The sequence below is a fragment of the Bacillus sp. LQ16 genome, assembly GCF_057784645.1.
Genome location: NZ_CM173491.1, coordinates 1,398,627 through 1,410,346, shown reverse-complemented (window position 1 = coordinate 1,410,346; position 11,720 = coordinate 1,398,627). Strand labels below are relative to the sequence as shown.

Annotated in this window: 16 protein-coding genes and 1 riboswitch; of the genes, 3 read left to right on the top strand and 13 right to left on the bottom strand. The window is 34.4% G+C overall.

Going from position 1 to position 11,720, the window contains the following annotated elements:
* Positions 1-108: 108 nt before the first annotated feature.
* The 5 genes from nrdF to AC3EMB_RS07100 all read right to left on the bottom strand — a co-directional run bounded on the left by nrdF (position 109) and on the right by AC3EMB_RS07100 (position 4,656).
* Positions 109-1,077: a class 1b ribonucleoside-diphosphate reductase subunit beta gene (nrdF, locus tag AC3EMB_RS07120; protein ID WP_001203029.1), complete on the bottom strand. Its 969-nt coding sequence runs from the start codon at positions 1,075-1,077 to the stop codon at positions 109-111.
* 81 nt (positions 1,078-1,158) lie between these two features.
* Positions 1,159-3,243, bottom strand: coding sequence for a class 1b ribonucleoside-diphosphate reductase subunit alpha (nrdE, locus tag AC3EMB_RS07115; protein WP_366987033.1), 2,085 nt, complete (start codon positions 3,241-3,243; stop codon positions 1,159-1,161).
* A complete protein-coding gene (nrdI, locus tag AC3EMB_RS07110) occupies positions 3,230-3,589 on the bottom strand; it encodes a class Ib ribonucleoside-diphosphate reductase assembly flavoprotein NrdI (protein WP_000959447.1) in 360 nt (119 codons plus the stop codon). Before nrdI ends, nrdE begins: the two co-directional genes overlap by 14 nt.
* 455 nt (positions 3,590-4,044) lie before the next feature.
* Complete coding sequence (locus tag AC3EMB_RS07105; RefSeq protein ID WP_000502199.1) at positions 4,045-4,362, bottom strand: hypothetical protein; 318 nt, start codon at positions 4,360-4,362, stop codon at positions 4,045-4,047.
* A gap of 99 nt (positions 4,363-4,461) precedes the next feature.
* Positions 4,462-4,656 (bottom strand): hypothetical protein, encoded by a 195-nt coding sequence (locus AC3EMB_RS07100; RefSeq protein ID WP_000356686.1) that lies wholly within the window; start codon positions 4,654-4,656, stop codon positions 4,462-4,464.
* A gap of 334 nt (positions 4,657-4,990) precedes the next feature.
* Between AC3EMB_RS07100 and AC3EMB_RS07095 the strand changes: the two genes are divergently transcribed.
* On the top strand, positions 4,991-5,569 hold the full coding sequence (locus AC3EMB_RS07095) for a GNAT family N-acetyltransferase (RefSeq protein ID WP_000619547.1): 579 nt from the start codon (positions 4,991-4,993) through the stop codon (positions 5,567-5,569).
* Positions 5,570-5,604: 35 nt separating this feature from the next.
* Here AC3EMB_RS07095 and AC3EMB_RS07090 read toward each other — a convergent pair whose 3' ends face one another.
* Both AC3EMB_RS07090 and AC3EMB_RS07085 read right to left on the bottom strand, forming a co-directional pair.
* Complete coding sequence (locus tag AC3EMB_RS07090; RefSeq protein ID WP_423098415.1) at positions 5,605-6,207, bottom strand: histidine phosphatase family protein; 603 nt, start codon at positions 6,205-6,207, stop codon at positions 5,605-5,607.
* An 88-nt stretch (positions 6,208-6,295) separates the two neighbouring features.
* On the bottom strand, positions 6,296-6,451 hold the full coding sequence (locus tag AC3EMB_RS07085) for a hypothetical protein (protein WP_176545674.1): 156 nt from the start codon (positions 6,449-6,451) through the stop codon (positions 6,296-6,298).
* Between the two features lie 261 nt (positions 6,452-6,712).
* On the opposite strand from AC3EMB_RS07085, the gene AC3EMB_RS07080 reads away from it, so the two are divergent.
* Positions 6,713-6,898 (top strand): YkvS family protein, encoded by a 186-nt coding sequence (locus AC3EMB_RS07080; protein WP_001165082.1) that lies wholly within the window; start codon positions 6,713-6,715, stop codon positions 6,896-6,898.
* Between the two features lie 48 nt (positions 6,899-6,946).
* Here the strand turns inward: AC3EMB_RS07080 and queF are convergent, their stop codons facing one another.
* The 4 genes from queF to queC are packed head-to-tail and all read right to left on the bottom strand — an operon-like array spanning position 6,947 to position 9,325.
* On the bottom strand, positions 6,947-7,444 hold the full coding sequence (gene queF / locus AC3EMB_RS07075; protein WP_001986050.1) for a preQ(1) synthase: 498 nt from the start codon (positions 7,442-7,444) through the stop codon (positions 6,947-6,949).
* A gap of 18 nt (positions 7,445-7,462) precedes the next feature.
* A complete protein-coding gene (queE, locus tag AC3EMB_RS07070) occupies positions 7,463-8,179 on the bottom strand; it encodes a 7-carboxy-7-deazaguanine synthase QueE (protein WP_000036299.1) in 717 nt (238 codons plus the stop codon).
* Complete coding sequence (gene queD / locus AC3EMB_RS07065) at positions 8,172-8,663, bottom strand: 6-carboxytetrahydropterin synthase QueD (protein WP_088022503.1); 492 nt, start codon at positions 8,661-8,663, stop codon at positions 8,172-8,174. The genes queE and queD overlap by 8 nt, the downstream gene beginning before the upstream one ends.
* Positions 8,663-9,325 (bottom strand): 7-cyano-7-deazaguanine synthase QueC, encoded by a 663-nt coding sequence (gene queC / locus AC3EMB_RS07060; protein ID WP_000711595.1) that lies wholly within the window; start codon positions 9,323-9,325, stop codon positions 8,663-8,665. The genes queD and queC overlap by 1 nt, the downstream gene beginning before the upstream one ends.
* Positions 9,326-9,418: 93 nt before the next feature.
* Positions 9,419-9,462, bottom strand: a riboswitch (PreQ1 riboswitch).
* A gap of 206 nt (positions 9,463-9,668) precedes the next feature.
* On the opposite strand from queC, the gene kinB reads away from it, so the two are divergent.
* Positions 9,669-10,877 (top strand): sporulation sensor histidine kinase KinB, encoded by a 1,209-nt coding sequence (gene kinB / locus AC3EMB_RS07055; RefSeq protein ID WP_488517598.1) that lies wholly within the window; start codon positions 9,669-9,671, stop codon positions 10,875-10,877.
* A gap of 11 nt (positions 10,878-10,888) precedes the next feature.
* Here the strand turns inward: kinB and AC3EMB_RS07050 are convergent, their stop codons facing one another.
* Positions 10,889-11,005: a DUF6254 family protein gene (locus tag AC3EMB_RS07050; RefSeq protein WP_000038355.1), complete on the bottom strand. Its 117-nt coding sequence runs from the start codon at positions 11,003-11,005 to the stop codon at positions 10,889-10,891.
* Between the two features lie 102 nt (positions 11,006-11,107).
* Positions 11,108-11,641, bottom strand: coding sequence for a DinB family protein (locus AC3EMB_RS07045; protein ID WP_000941977.1), 534 nt, complete (start codon positions 11,639-11,641; stop codon positions 11,108-11,110).
* Positions 11,642-11,720 lie beyond the last annotated feature (79 nt).

Below are 11,720 nucleotides of genomic sequence, written 5' to 3'. Positions count from 1 at the left end.
CTTCCCAAATATAAATCGCTATACAAAAATAATAGTGTTATGTAAACAAAATTATAAAGAAAAACTGTCTTATCAATGAATAAGACAGTTTTTCTTTATAATCCTATATTAAAAGTTAAACACGAAGTCATCGTCAGCTAACTTTTCAACGTTCGTTGCTTTTACGTAACCATTTCCTTTTACAGAGAAGAAATCATGGTTTTTCGTATCTGTACGTAAACCATTTAAAACGATTGGGTTAATTTCTTCTTCTTCAAACTTCGGCTCAAGTCCTAAGTTCATAAGCCCTTTATTCGCATTGTAACGAACGAAACGATTTACATCTTCTACAAGACCGATAGAAGTGTAAATTTCTTCTGTATAGGCCATTTCAATTTCATATAGTTCCATTAATAACTCTTGTGTTTCTTTTTGCACTTCTTGTTGCTCTTCTGCAGAAAGTTCTGCGAAGATTTGTTGTGCTAAAATACCGACGAATACGCCGTGTATTGACTCATCACGAATTATCAAGTTGATAATCTCACCACTTGCTGTTAGTTTTCCTTGACCAGCTAAGTAAAGTGGATAGAAGAATCCGCTATAGAATAAGTAACTTTCTAAGAACACACTTGCTACCATTGCCATGTATAACTCTTTTTTTGTTACTTCAGGCTTTAATAAACGACGATAGTAACTAGTAATAATACCAGCTTTTTTCTCAAGTAACGGATGATTGTCTACCCAGTCAAAAATATCATCAATCTCTTCTTCTGTAGCTAATGTTGTGAAAATGTGACTATAACTTTTCGCATGTACTTCTTCCATAGCTCCCATGAAAGCTAATACACTTTTCGCTTGTAAATTTTCAAGATGAACCAGTACAAGTGGCATTCCTTCGCCACCTTGTTTCGTATCTAAAAGTGTTAAACCACCTAATACACGCTTATAAGCAATTTGCTCTTCTTTCGATAATTGCACCCAAGTATTTTTGTCAGACGAAACCGCAATTTCTTCTTCTGTCCAAAACTGAGCGATGTTTTGCTTCCAAAACATTAAACTAAAATCATCTTCTTTTTTGTTCCAGTTTACCGCACGCATTAAATCGCCCCTTCTCTAAATATGATAACTAAGCATGAGCAGGGTTCAGAAAACCCTGCTCATCATGTCTCACTTTTTATATTAAACGGTACAAGCCACACACTCTTCCACGCTTAATTTACGTGTTCTCGTATAATACAGACTCTTTAAGCCTTTTTTATGTGCATAGATGTAGTAACGTGCTAATTCACGTGTTGAAATATCACTATTAACGTAAAGAATTGTACTAATTCCTTGGTCAATATGTTCTTGAATTTCTGCGATTAAATCAATTAATTTAAACTGATTCATATCGTAAGAAGATTTATAGTACCAGAACGTATCTTTTGATAAATACGGCATTGGATAATATGTTGTCGCATTCGCATATGTTCTTGATTCGATTTGACTTACGATCGGCATTACGCTTGAAGTTGCATTTTGAACGTAACTGATTGATTGTGTTGGAGCAATGGCAAGACGATATGAGTTGTATAAACCATTCTTTTGCACTTGCTCTTTTAAACTTGTCCAATCTTCTTTTGTTGGAATATGAATTCCTTCAAATAGTTGCTGAACTTTTTCAGTTACTGGGCTGTAATCTGTCGTTTCATACTTTTCGAAGTATGTGCCATTCGCATAATCAGATTTATCGAAGTCCTTAAATGTCTCGCCTTTTTCTGTAGCGATTTCCATACTTTTCTCAATAGAGTAGTAATTTAACATCATAAAGAATGTACGAGCGAATTCTTTCGCTTCTGCACTTTCATAAGCGATTTTATTTTTTGCTAAATATCCGTGTAAGTTCATTGCTCCAAGTCCAACTGAATGAAGCTCGTCATTTGCTTTTTTCACGGTTGGTGCATTCGGAATGATTGTCATATCAGAAACAGCTGTTAAAGCTTCCATTCCTGCATGAACCGCTTCACGAATTTCTTTATTTTCCATTACGTTTACGATATTTAACGATCCTAAGTTACAGTTAATATCACGACGGATAATGTCATCTGTACCGTAATCATTTATTTCTGAAGTTTCTTGAAGCTGGAAGATTTCTGTACATAAGTTCGACATCTTCACAGTTCCAATATCCTTCAATGGATGTTGATTATTTGCATTTGATTTAAACATTAAGTATGGGTAACCAGACTCAAGCTGAATCATAGCGATTTTAATAAGCATATCACGTGCACTAATATCTAGTGGCTTCTTCTTCACTTTGGGATTGCTCATTAATTCATCGTACATTTCATCAATATCAATATCATCTAAATGCTTGCCATATTCTTTATAAACCGTATAAGGTGCGAAAACATGGAAAGGTTCATTTTTCTCAGCAAGCTCAAAGAACTTACTTGGAACGATAATTCCGATTGATAGAGACTGAATACGGCTCTTCTCATCGGCATTTATTTTTTTTGTATCAAGGAATTCAATAATATCCCAATGGAAAATGTTTAAATATACTGCACCGGCACCTTTTCGTTGGCCAAGTTGATTCGCATATGAAAACGAATCTTCAAGCAATTTCATAACAGGTACTACACCACTTGCAGCGTTGTCGATACCTTTAATTTGCTCACCACGTGCGCGTAGCTTAGATAAGTTTAAAGCTACTCCCCCGCCGATTTTCGATAATTGCATCGCAGTATTAATGTTAAAGCCGATCGAATTTAAGCTATCGTCCATCTCTAACAAGAAACAAGACACCATTTCTCCTCTTCTGCTTCTTCCCGCATTTAAAAAGGTTGGTGTCGCTGGTTGGTAGTTTTGTTTTACAATCATGCTTGCGAATTGTCTTGCCTTCGAAACATCACCGCGTCCTAAGTATAATGAAACAATTGCTACACGATCTTCATAGCTTTCTAAGTATTGTTTTTGATCATTCGTTTTTAACGCATAATCTTTGTAGAACTTAGATGCTGCCATATAAGATTGGAACTCGAAGTTTTCACCATAAGCGATGCTATATACTTCCTCTACTTCCTCCAAGCTATACTCGTCCAGAACGTTGTAATAGTAATCATGTTCTTTCATATACTCCATTCGCTCTGCCACGCTATTAAAAGGAACGGTATTCTCTCTAGCTTCTTCCATAAAGACTTCTAATGCCTCTTTATCTTTATGAAGCTGATAAAAACCGTCCTGCATTTGCGTGATTTCATTATTCAGTTCAATGTGTCGCAATCTCCCGCACCCTTTCCTTAAAATATTCTACATCGTTATTTGTTCCAGATAACTCAAATTTTGATACAATAGGCACTTCATATTTAGTAGAAATCTTGTCAGCACTTGCACCGAACATGTCTCCCCAGTTACGATTGCCGCTTGCAGATACGCCTTTTAATTTTTCATTATTGCGCTCTAAAAAGTCTAAAACACGTTCTGGTACATTGCCAAAACCTGTTGTATACGTAATAAGAATAAAGTCTTCATCTATTACTAGATCTTCATCAATTTGAACGGCCGGCATATTTAATTTGTGAATGAAACGCTTCACGTTTCCTGTCATAGAATCATATGCAACTAACATTTCCGACCCTCCCTCTCAAATCTATATTCTCTATATATTGTATTACGTTTCAAAATAAGACACAAGATATATGTATAAATTCTTTCTTTTTTTAACTTTTACTTTTCGACATGATAGCCGTTTTTTTTCAATACAATGACTATGAAACAACATTCTAAAACTCATGTCAATAAAGTGCTTTTCAAAAAAGTTGTCAACGAATTTAACCTTATTTTTAAAAAAGTTAACAATATATTTTGTCATAAAACGGTAGATGCTGAAGAAATATATTTCTCCAGCATCACGCAAAAAAGAACAGATATAAAACGATAATCTGCTCTAAAAAACGATTACATTTATCAAATTTACCTTATTAAATATATTATACATATACTTTCGTCTCTCGTTACATACTAAAAGATAACTATTATAGAAAAAGATTATTATTATGGAACTTCAATTTATTTATGAAAAGTTTATTCAGAGTGCTCAATACGCAAAATATCTTTTACAAATATGTGATGTGGATTTTCATCTTTATCAAGCATTGTACATACAGGAGCCTCTTCATCAAAGTATACAATCATTCCTTCTACATACTGATATGTATGTTGAACTTGTACAGTTACTTTAATTTCTATCGCTTCTTCATATGCTCTTTTTATTTTCTGAAGCATTTTTGCTGAACATTTTCGTTTCTCTGGATACATAACCATTCCCATAAATCTATTGCCGGCTCTATCTTTCCACATATAATCCCAATGTGGTAAAATGCCTTGTTTAAAATCGCCCATAATTCCCCTCTCCTTTATCTTTTATTTATCCCGCATTAAACGTCCAGTTGGTGAAGGTTACTAATCAGTGAGGGATGCCCTGCTGATCAAAATTCCCCTTTATGAACGTGGCGTTTCTGAATATGTATAAATCACTTGCCCGCCTCGCTGTGCGTTACCAATGAAATGCTTAAAGTCTTCTCTATTTACAACAACTTCTCTGAACGTATAAAATACATCTTTCGTAACAACATACTCCGTTATTTCACCATTTTTCAGCTGATCTAAAATTGTATTTGCTAATTCTTTATCCATGTATTTCACCTCTCTGCAATATTTTATTCTATCGTATATTCTATAGGTCAACAACTGTAAAATTATCCCGCTATTTGCGGGTAGTCCGATTGGTGTTGACTACTAATCAGTCGTGGAATGAACAAAAAATCTTACTGATTAACATTTCACTTTATCTTGTTGTTATGCCATGATTTTATTTTCGTTATTTCGCAAACAATATCGTTTTACTATATGTCCACTAAATATCATATACTAACATAGCTACTTCTCTATATCAAACATTTCGGCATTCAATTATGCAAAGTTCCATACCACTATGCTACAATATACAAATAGAACTAGGAGGGATACTATGATTCGGAAAGCAAAAAAGACAGATGCAATGGCAATAGCTCCTTTATTGTATAATGCTCTGCATGAAATTGCTGAAAAAATCACAGGTAGCACAGTTGAAGCAGAAGTATTACTAGGACTTGAGACATGGTTCTCAAAAGAAAATAACCGTCTGAGCTACGAAAACTGTTTTATTTATGAACAAGACGAGAGTGCAGTTGGAATTATTGTCGCTTATCACGGTAGTGAAGCAACACAGCTTGACGCACCAATTGTACATCACTTAAGAGAATTACATAAAGATGAATCGATTACGTTAGAAAAAGAAGCTGAGCTTGATGAGTATTACATTGATACATTATCAGTTTCAAGTGCACACGGTGGAAAAGGTATTGGTTCTAAATTAATTGAAGCTGCCGAAATCTATGCAACTGAAAAAGGGCATGAAAAAATCGCTTTACTTGTTAATTTAGAAAACACACGCGCCTATTCACTATACGAAAAGTTAGGTTATAAAAAAGATGAAATTGTTATGCTAGTAGGCGAACCTTATGCTCATCTCGTAAAACCATTAAACGTCAAAATTTCTATATCTTAAAAAGAAAGCACACGATTTATATAAATCGTGTGCTTTTATGTTAAATTCGTATTTAATATATTTCCATCCATCGCCTCGTGAAACGTATATGTTGTACATCCCCATGGCTTTCTATGCAAAATAGGAGAACCAGACCATCCCATTGCCCTCAGCTCCGTTCCAATCATCGAATTAAAATAATTATGACCTACAAGAGCAATACTTCCATGTACGAGAGCATAACGATGTAACAGGTAAGCCGCTTGCCTTGCCCTCTCTCTTACTTCCTTATAAGACTCAACATCTTTATGGTAGCCAAGTATCCATAATGTGCGCCCAATGAACATCCATACCTTAATTGTGCATTTCAACCACTTCGGAGCAAAAAAGTATGAAGGAACTTCAGCTTCTCTAAAAAGAGAGTTTTGCATAAAAGATAAAGAATCCGTTAATTCAGCTGCTGATTGTACAGCACGCCTTTGATCACTTGTTAAGACAAATTTCGCTGCTTCAATTGCCTCTATTGTTTCTATCGGCATTTTAGCTTTTTGTATCATTGACTCGGAATCATACTGTTTCATCCATTCGTGAAATGAATTAATTGTCATCGGTTCTCTTATACAACCTAAACAACCATGACGAATAAAAGAAATCTTCATTCTTTTCACTCTCCATTCATCACTTACGAACTCTATTATGCACTAGTTCTAAACATCATACCACGCAAGAAAAGAAAGTCATATACCTTTACATCTCCCCACCACTATCATGCGGTATCGAAGCATGGATACCATCCATCCCATCAAAATATGTACTCGTATCATATTGACGAATCTTTTTTAAATGCATATAAGAAAATAAAAATAAAATTAAAGCTATAACACTCCCCACAAATTCAAACATCATTTTACCGCCTCTAATTTCTCCCACTTCAGCAGGTTATTCTACTTTTTCATTATACCTCGATATAAAGATTCCCGCATTTTTGCTATTTTTTTCAAATAACATGGATTTTCTACATATTTTCTTACAAAAAGTGAATATTTTTCGAATTTTTACTTTGGAAACATTTACAAAGTAGGAAATATGGTTCAAAATAGGAGGAAATAAAAAAAACCCAAATTTATTCTTTTTTTGGGAAAACTGTAACAAGGAGAGTTGCTTATGCAGATCGCAGAAACTGGAGATATCATCGAATTTAAAGGTGGAATGCAAGGCCGTGTTCAAAAAGTAAATCAAAACTCTGTTATTGTTGATATAACAATTATGAAGAATTTTAGAGAACTAGATATGGAACCTCTTACAGTTGTAAGTCATAAAAACTATACTGTCATTAATCAAAATGCATAATATAATAGAAAGAAAGGGCCTGTATAGTATACAGGCCCTTTCTTTCTATTAACGATTATCAATTGTTTCCGGATATAGATCGTGGTTCATCATGCGGTAGTCAGCCATTTGTTCATACTTCGTCCCTGGGCGACCGTAGTTGCAGTATGGATCAATTGAAATGCCACCACGTGGTGTGAATTTCCCCCATACCTCAATGTAACGTGGATCCATTAATTTAATTAAATCGTTCATAATAACGTTCATGCAATCTTCGTGGAAATCACCATGATTGCGGAAACTAAATAAATACAACTTTAAAGATTTACTCTCTACCATTTTTTGCTCTGGAATATAGCTAATATAAATTGTTGCAAAATCTGGTTGTCCTGTTTTCGGACATAAACTTGTAAATTCAGGACAATTGAATTTTACAAAATAATCACGGTTTGGATGATTATTATCAAATACCTCTAATATTTCTGGGCTATATTCAAATAAATATTTTGTATTTTGATTTCCTAATAATGTTACATCTTTTAAATCTTCATCTAATCTTCCAGTCATTTTAAACATCCCTTCTCGTTATACGCCGCGTTTATTTCCCCATACTAACGCATGAAGCTGAGGCAATACTTTTGCATCATTCATCTCTTTACAATTTACAGCTTTATCAATCAGCCACTCATACTTATCTAATAATTTTTTAATAAGCATCGCATCATCCACTGTTTTTGTATCATCGTTTCCTACTTGCAGGAAAAATGGTACACCTGGATAACGTTCGTGCATCTTAACTGCATATTCAAAATCATGATCATCGAATACTACTACTTTTAAACTAATATCTTTTCCTGCTAGTTTCTGAATAATAGCATCTAACTTCTGAAAATCTGTTTTCATCGTCGAACTTGGTGGTTTTGGAGAAATTGTTACCTCATCAATTTGAAGTAACCAATCTTGCCATTTACTCCCTTGCGTTTCAATTGCCGTTCGCATTCCATTTTCTTTTAATATTGAAAGAAGAAACTCAATATTTTTCAGTAATGCCGGATTTCCACCTGAAATCGTAACATGAGAAAAATTTTCTCCTCCAATTGCAACAAGCTCATCCCAAATATCTTCTGGTGTCATCTGTCTAATTTGATCTTTAGCTGATCCATCCCACGTAAAAGCAGAATCACACCAAGCACAGCTATAATCACAACCAGCTGTACGGATAAACATTGTCTTTTGCCCTACAACCATTCCTTCACCTTGAATAGTCGGACCGAATATTTCTAAGACAGGGATTTTACTCATCAAGCATCCACTCCCGTCTTACTTCCGCATAACTAGTCGGCGTCTCAAATAGACGAACAAATTCAACGCGAGCTCCTTTATATTCGTTCAATCGATTCTCTTTTGTTAGTGCTTCTGCCATCTTTTCATAAATCCAAACGACCATATTTTCAGCAGTCGTATTCATTGCAGGTAACGTTTCGTTTAAATAACGATGATCTAAATAAATTTCGATTTCATTCTTCCAAATTTCTTTTATATCTCCAAAGTCAATTGCAAGACCTATTTCATTTACATATCCACTAATTCCAAATACAACTTTATATGTGTGACCATGTAAGTTTTTACATTTCCCTTCATAACAGTGTAAATGGTGTGCTGCATCAAATGTAAATTCCTTGCTGACCATTACTCTTTTATTATGGTATTTGAGTTGTTTACGCTGAATATCCTTGTCCATTTTTTGCAAATTCTCTACGATGCGAAATCCAAAAAAGTTATCCATTAGTTGTTCGCTCCTTCGCGTTCTTGTAGGTACGTATCTAATCCTGCTTTACGAAGTTGACATGCTGGACATTCACCGCAACCATCACCAATGATTCCGTTATAACATGTTAATGTTTTTTCCCGAACAAACTCAAATGCTCCAAGTTCATCTGATAATTTCCATGTTTCAGCTTTATCAATCCACATAAGTGGCGTGTGAATGACAAACGGGTAATCCATAGATAAATTTAAAGTAACGTTTAACGATTTCACAAACACGTCACGGCAGTCTGGATAACCACTGAAATCAGTTTCACATACACCCGTTACAATATGACGTGCTCCAACTTGTTTTGCCAATACAGCAGCAAATGATAGGAAGAGTAAATTTCGTCCATCTACAAATGTCGACGGCAATTCACCTTCTTCATGTGTAATCTCCATATCCGTTCTCGTTAACGCATTTGGAGCAAGTTGATTTAATAGACTCATATCTAGTACCGTATGCTTTATTCCTAGCTCTTTTGCAATTTCCGCTGCACAATCAATTTCTAGCTTATGACGTTGATTGTAATTAAATGTTACAGCTTCTACCTCTGCAAACTGCTCTATTGCCCAAAATAAACATGTCGTACTATCTTGTCCTCCACTAAAAACAACAACTGCTTTTTCTTTTTTCATTTCACTCATTCTCCTTCTCTACTATAAATAAGAAGAAAGAACGTTCTTGAACTGTCACAATAAAAAAACAAAACAATACCTAAGGATATTGTTGTTTCCATAGTTTTTTATAGAGGGAGTTCGCGAACCTCTCCCGCGCGGTGCACGGAATTTCTTCTTTCATTGACACAGCTTATTGTAACATATTGTATACTAGCGTAAAAATTTCTGATTTTTCCGCTATTTATCATTTCATTTCTTTCATTTTATAGTATGATTAATTTAATATAAGAAGAGAGGAGGCATCCCACTGAAATCCTTTATTATTTATCTCTTTTTAAATATATTATTCATCCTGATTACAATGCTCGTATATCATTTATTTTGGAATCAAAAAGGGAAACGCTCTCCTAAATTAAATTCAGCTATATTCATTGTACTCTGTTGCCTCGCTACCGTACTCTGTATTACATTTGCAGCAAAAACAAATAATGGTTTTCAATTTGATATGCGCCATATTGTATTAATTGTCGGTACATTAACGGGAGGGCCTATTGCTGGTGGTTCTATCTTAGTTGTATTAAACATATATCGCTTATTATTAGGTGGGATCGGTGTTTTCCCATCTCTTATCGGTTCTGTTCTTCTATTTATTGTTCTACTATTAACATATAAATTTTTCAATCGAACTTCTAATCGTATAAAAATAACACTTGCTATTATCTACAGTCTCACATACGGATTTAGTTGGATACCCTTCTTCCTTTCAAAGGTTACAAATAAGACTGATTATATACCGCATATTATTGTGTATGAGTTATGTTCAATGCTTGGTACGATTCTAATTTTATATTTACTACACATATTACAAACTCAAGTTCGTCTCCAAAACGAACTTATAAATGCTGAAAAATTTCATTTAATTGGTGAAATGGCAGCGTCTATCTCTCATGAAATTCGCAATCCATTAACTTCAACAAAAGGGTTTTTACAACTGTTACAATCAGAGACATGCACTGAGCAGGAACGAAAATTATATATCGACATTGCCATTAACGGCATTGAACAAGCAAATCATGTTCTTACAGATTATTTAACCTTTGCTAAACCAAGCATTGAAAAAGAACAAACATTACAGTTAGAAGAAGAATTACTACATGCATTGTCGTTAATTACACCGCTTGCTAATTTAACAAATGTACGTACTCATTATATAAAGCAAAGCACTTCTTTTTTTATCGCTGGAGAAAAGCAAAAACTAAATCAATGTTTATTAAATATTTTAAAAAATTGCATTGAGGCTATGCCAAAAGGCGGTGATCTTTATTTCACATTAGTTCCTGATCATAAGCATATTCAGTTATATATAAAAGATACAGGAGTCGGTATGGATTCAGAACAAGTAAAACGTCTTGGCTCGCCTTTCTATTCAACGAAAGAAAAAGGCACTGGACTTGGAATGATGGTCGTATTCAGTGTTGTTCAAGCTATGAATGGAAAAATTGATATTATAAGTGAAAAAGGAATCGGTACAACCTTTTTATTAACTTTTCCACTCATACAAAAAACGTGATGAAATAATCATCACGTTTTTTCTGTTCCTTCAACTAATTCAGCAAAAGCTTTCACTTTTCCGTGCGGTTGTTGATTTTCTTTACGCGCTTTCCAGGCGCGCTCTTCTTCTCGCTTCTTCTTAGACATATTTTTTCAACTCCTTCTTTTCTTTCTCCATGTAGTATTCCAAAATAAGAAAGAAAACTATGCACGTATCAAAAAAAGAAGTGGTTTCCCACTTCTTCCACTTTAGCGCTGCAAAATTGCATGTTTCGCCTCTTTTAATTGCGTAAGATGTCTTTGTTCATGCAAATCAAGAAATTGAACCCATTGATACAAATTCAGATCATTAAAAACAGGATGCTTTAATCCATTTTCAAATAGATCTTTTTCATCTATAACACTATGAAGCGCATGTAATAGTTCTTGTCGTGAATGTTCTAGTAATTGAATTCCTTGCTGTTTTTTCATTAAAGTTTCTGTTGGTTGCATTTGCTGAGGAGCTTCTCGTTTATGTGTGCGATCAAGCGTAAGTTGGAGGTCTTTAAATGGAGTCATGTTTCTTTCATTTTTTTGTAAAGCATATACAAGGGCAGACGTGACAGATTGTTCAACTAAATGCAAGTGGTGTAAAATTTGAATAATACTCCATTTATCACGGCGTGGCTTTACATTCACTTCTGTATCATTTAACATTTCAATTTCTGATAATAGCGTGCTTCGAGTAGACTGTAATGAGCTTACTAAACTTTCTAAACTCACATCCATATTAGATTGAAGCATACTTCTTTCCCCCCTTTTTGTTGGTGAAAAGAGGTGCTCCTTATTAGAAACACCTCTTTAGTATTCTGAATTTTCTTTT

What these genes read in the sequence shown, in the direction of transcription:
- queF (WP_001986050.1), bottom strand. Translation starts at nt 7,444, where the DNA reads ATGACTGGAAGATTAGATGAAGATTTAAAAGATGTAACATTATTAGGA.
- nrdF (WP_001203029.1), bottom strand. Translation starts at nt 1,077, where the DNA reads ATGCGTGCGGTAAACTGGAACAAAAAAGAAGATGATTTTAGTTTAATG.
- queD (WP_088022503.1), bottom strand. Translation starts at nt 8,663, where the DNA reads ATGGATAACTTTTTTGGATTTCGCATCGTAGAGAATTTGCAAAAAATG.
- nrdI (WP_000959447.1), bottom strand. Translation starts at nt 3,589, where the DNA reads ATGTTAGTTGCATATGATTCTATGACAGGAAACGTGAAGCGTTTCATT.
- AC3EMB_RS07090 (WP_423098415.1), bottom strand. Translation starts at nt 6,207, where the DNA reads ATGAAGATTTCTTTTATTCGTCATGGTTGTTTAGGTTGTATAAGAGAA.
- queE (WP_000036299.1), bottom strand. Translation starts at nt 8,179, where the DNA reads ATGAGTAAAATCCCTGTCTTAGAAATATTCGGTCCGACTATTCAAGGT.
- AC3EMB_RS07085 (WP_176545674.1), bottom strand. Translation starts at nt 6,451, where the DNA reads ATGTTTGAATTTGTGGGGAGTGTTATAGCTTTAATTTTATTTTTATTT.
- AC3EMB_RS07045 (WP_000941977.1), bottom strand. Translation starts at nt 11,641, where the DNA reads ATGCTTCAATCTAATATGGATGTGAGTTTAGAAAGTTTAGTAAGCTCA.
- AC3EMB_RS07050 (WP_000038355.1), bottom strand. Translation starts at nt 11,005, where the DNA reads ATGTCTAAGAAGAAGCGAGAAGAAGAGCGCGCCTGGAAAGCGCGTAAA.
- queC (WP_000711595.1), bottom strand. Translation starts at nt 9,325, where the DNA reads ATGAAAAAAGAAAAAGCAGTTGTTGTTTTTAGTGGAGGACAAGATAGT.
- AC3EMB_RS07100 (WP_000356686.1), bottom strand. Translation starts at nt 4,656, where the DNA reads ATGGATAAAGAATTAGCAAATACAATTTTAGATCAGCTGAAAAATGGT.
- AC3EMB_RS07095 (WP_000619547.1), top strand. Translation starts at nt 4,991, where the DNA reads ATGATTCGGAAAGCAAAAAAGACAGATGCAATGGCAATAGCTCCTTTA.
- AC3EMB_RS07105 (WP_000502199.1), bottom strand. Translation starts at nt 4,362, where the DNA reads ATGGGCGATTTTAAACAAGGCATTTTACCACATTGGGATTATATGTGG.
- AC3EMB_RS07080 (WP_001165082.1), top strand. Translation starts at nt 6,713, where the DNA reads ATGCAGATCGCAGAAACTGGAGATATCATCGAATTTAAAGGTGGAATG.
- kinB (WP_488517598.1), top strand. Translation starts at nt 9,669, where the DNA reads ATGCTCGTATATCATTTATTTTGGAATCAAAAAGGGAAACGCTCTCCT.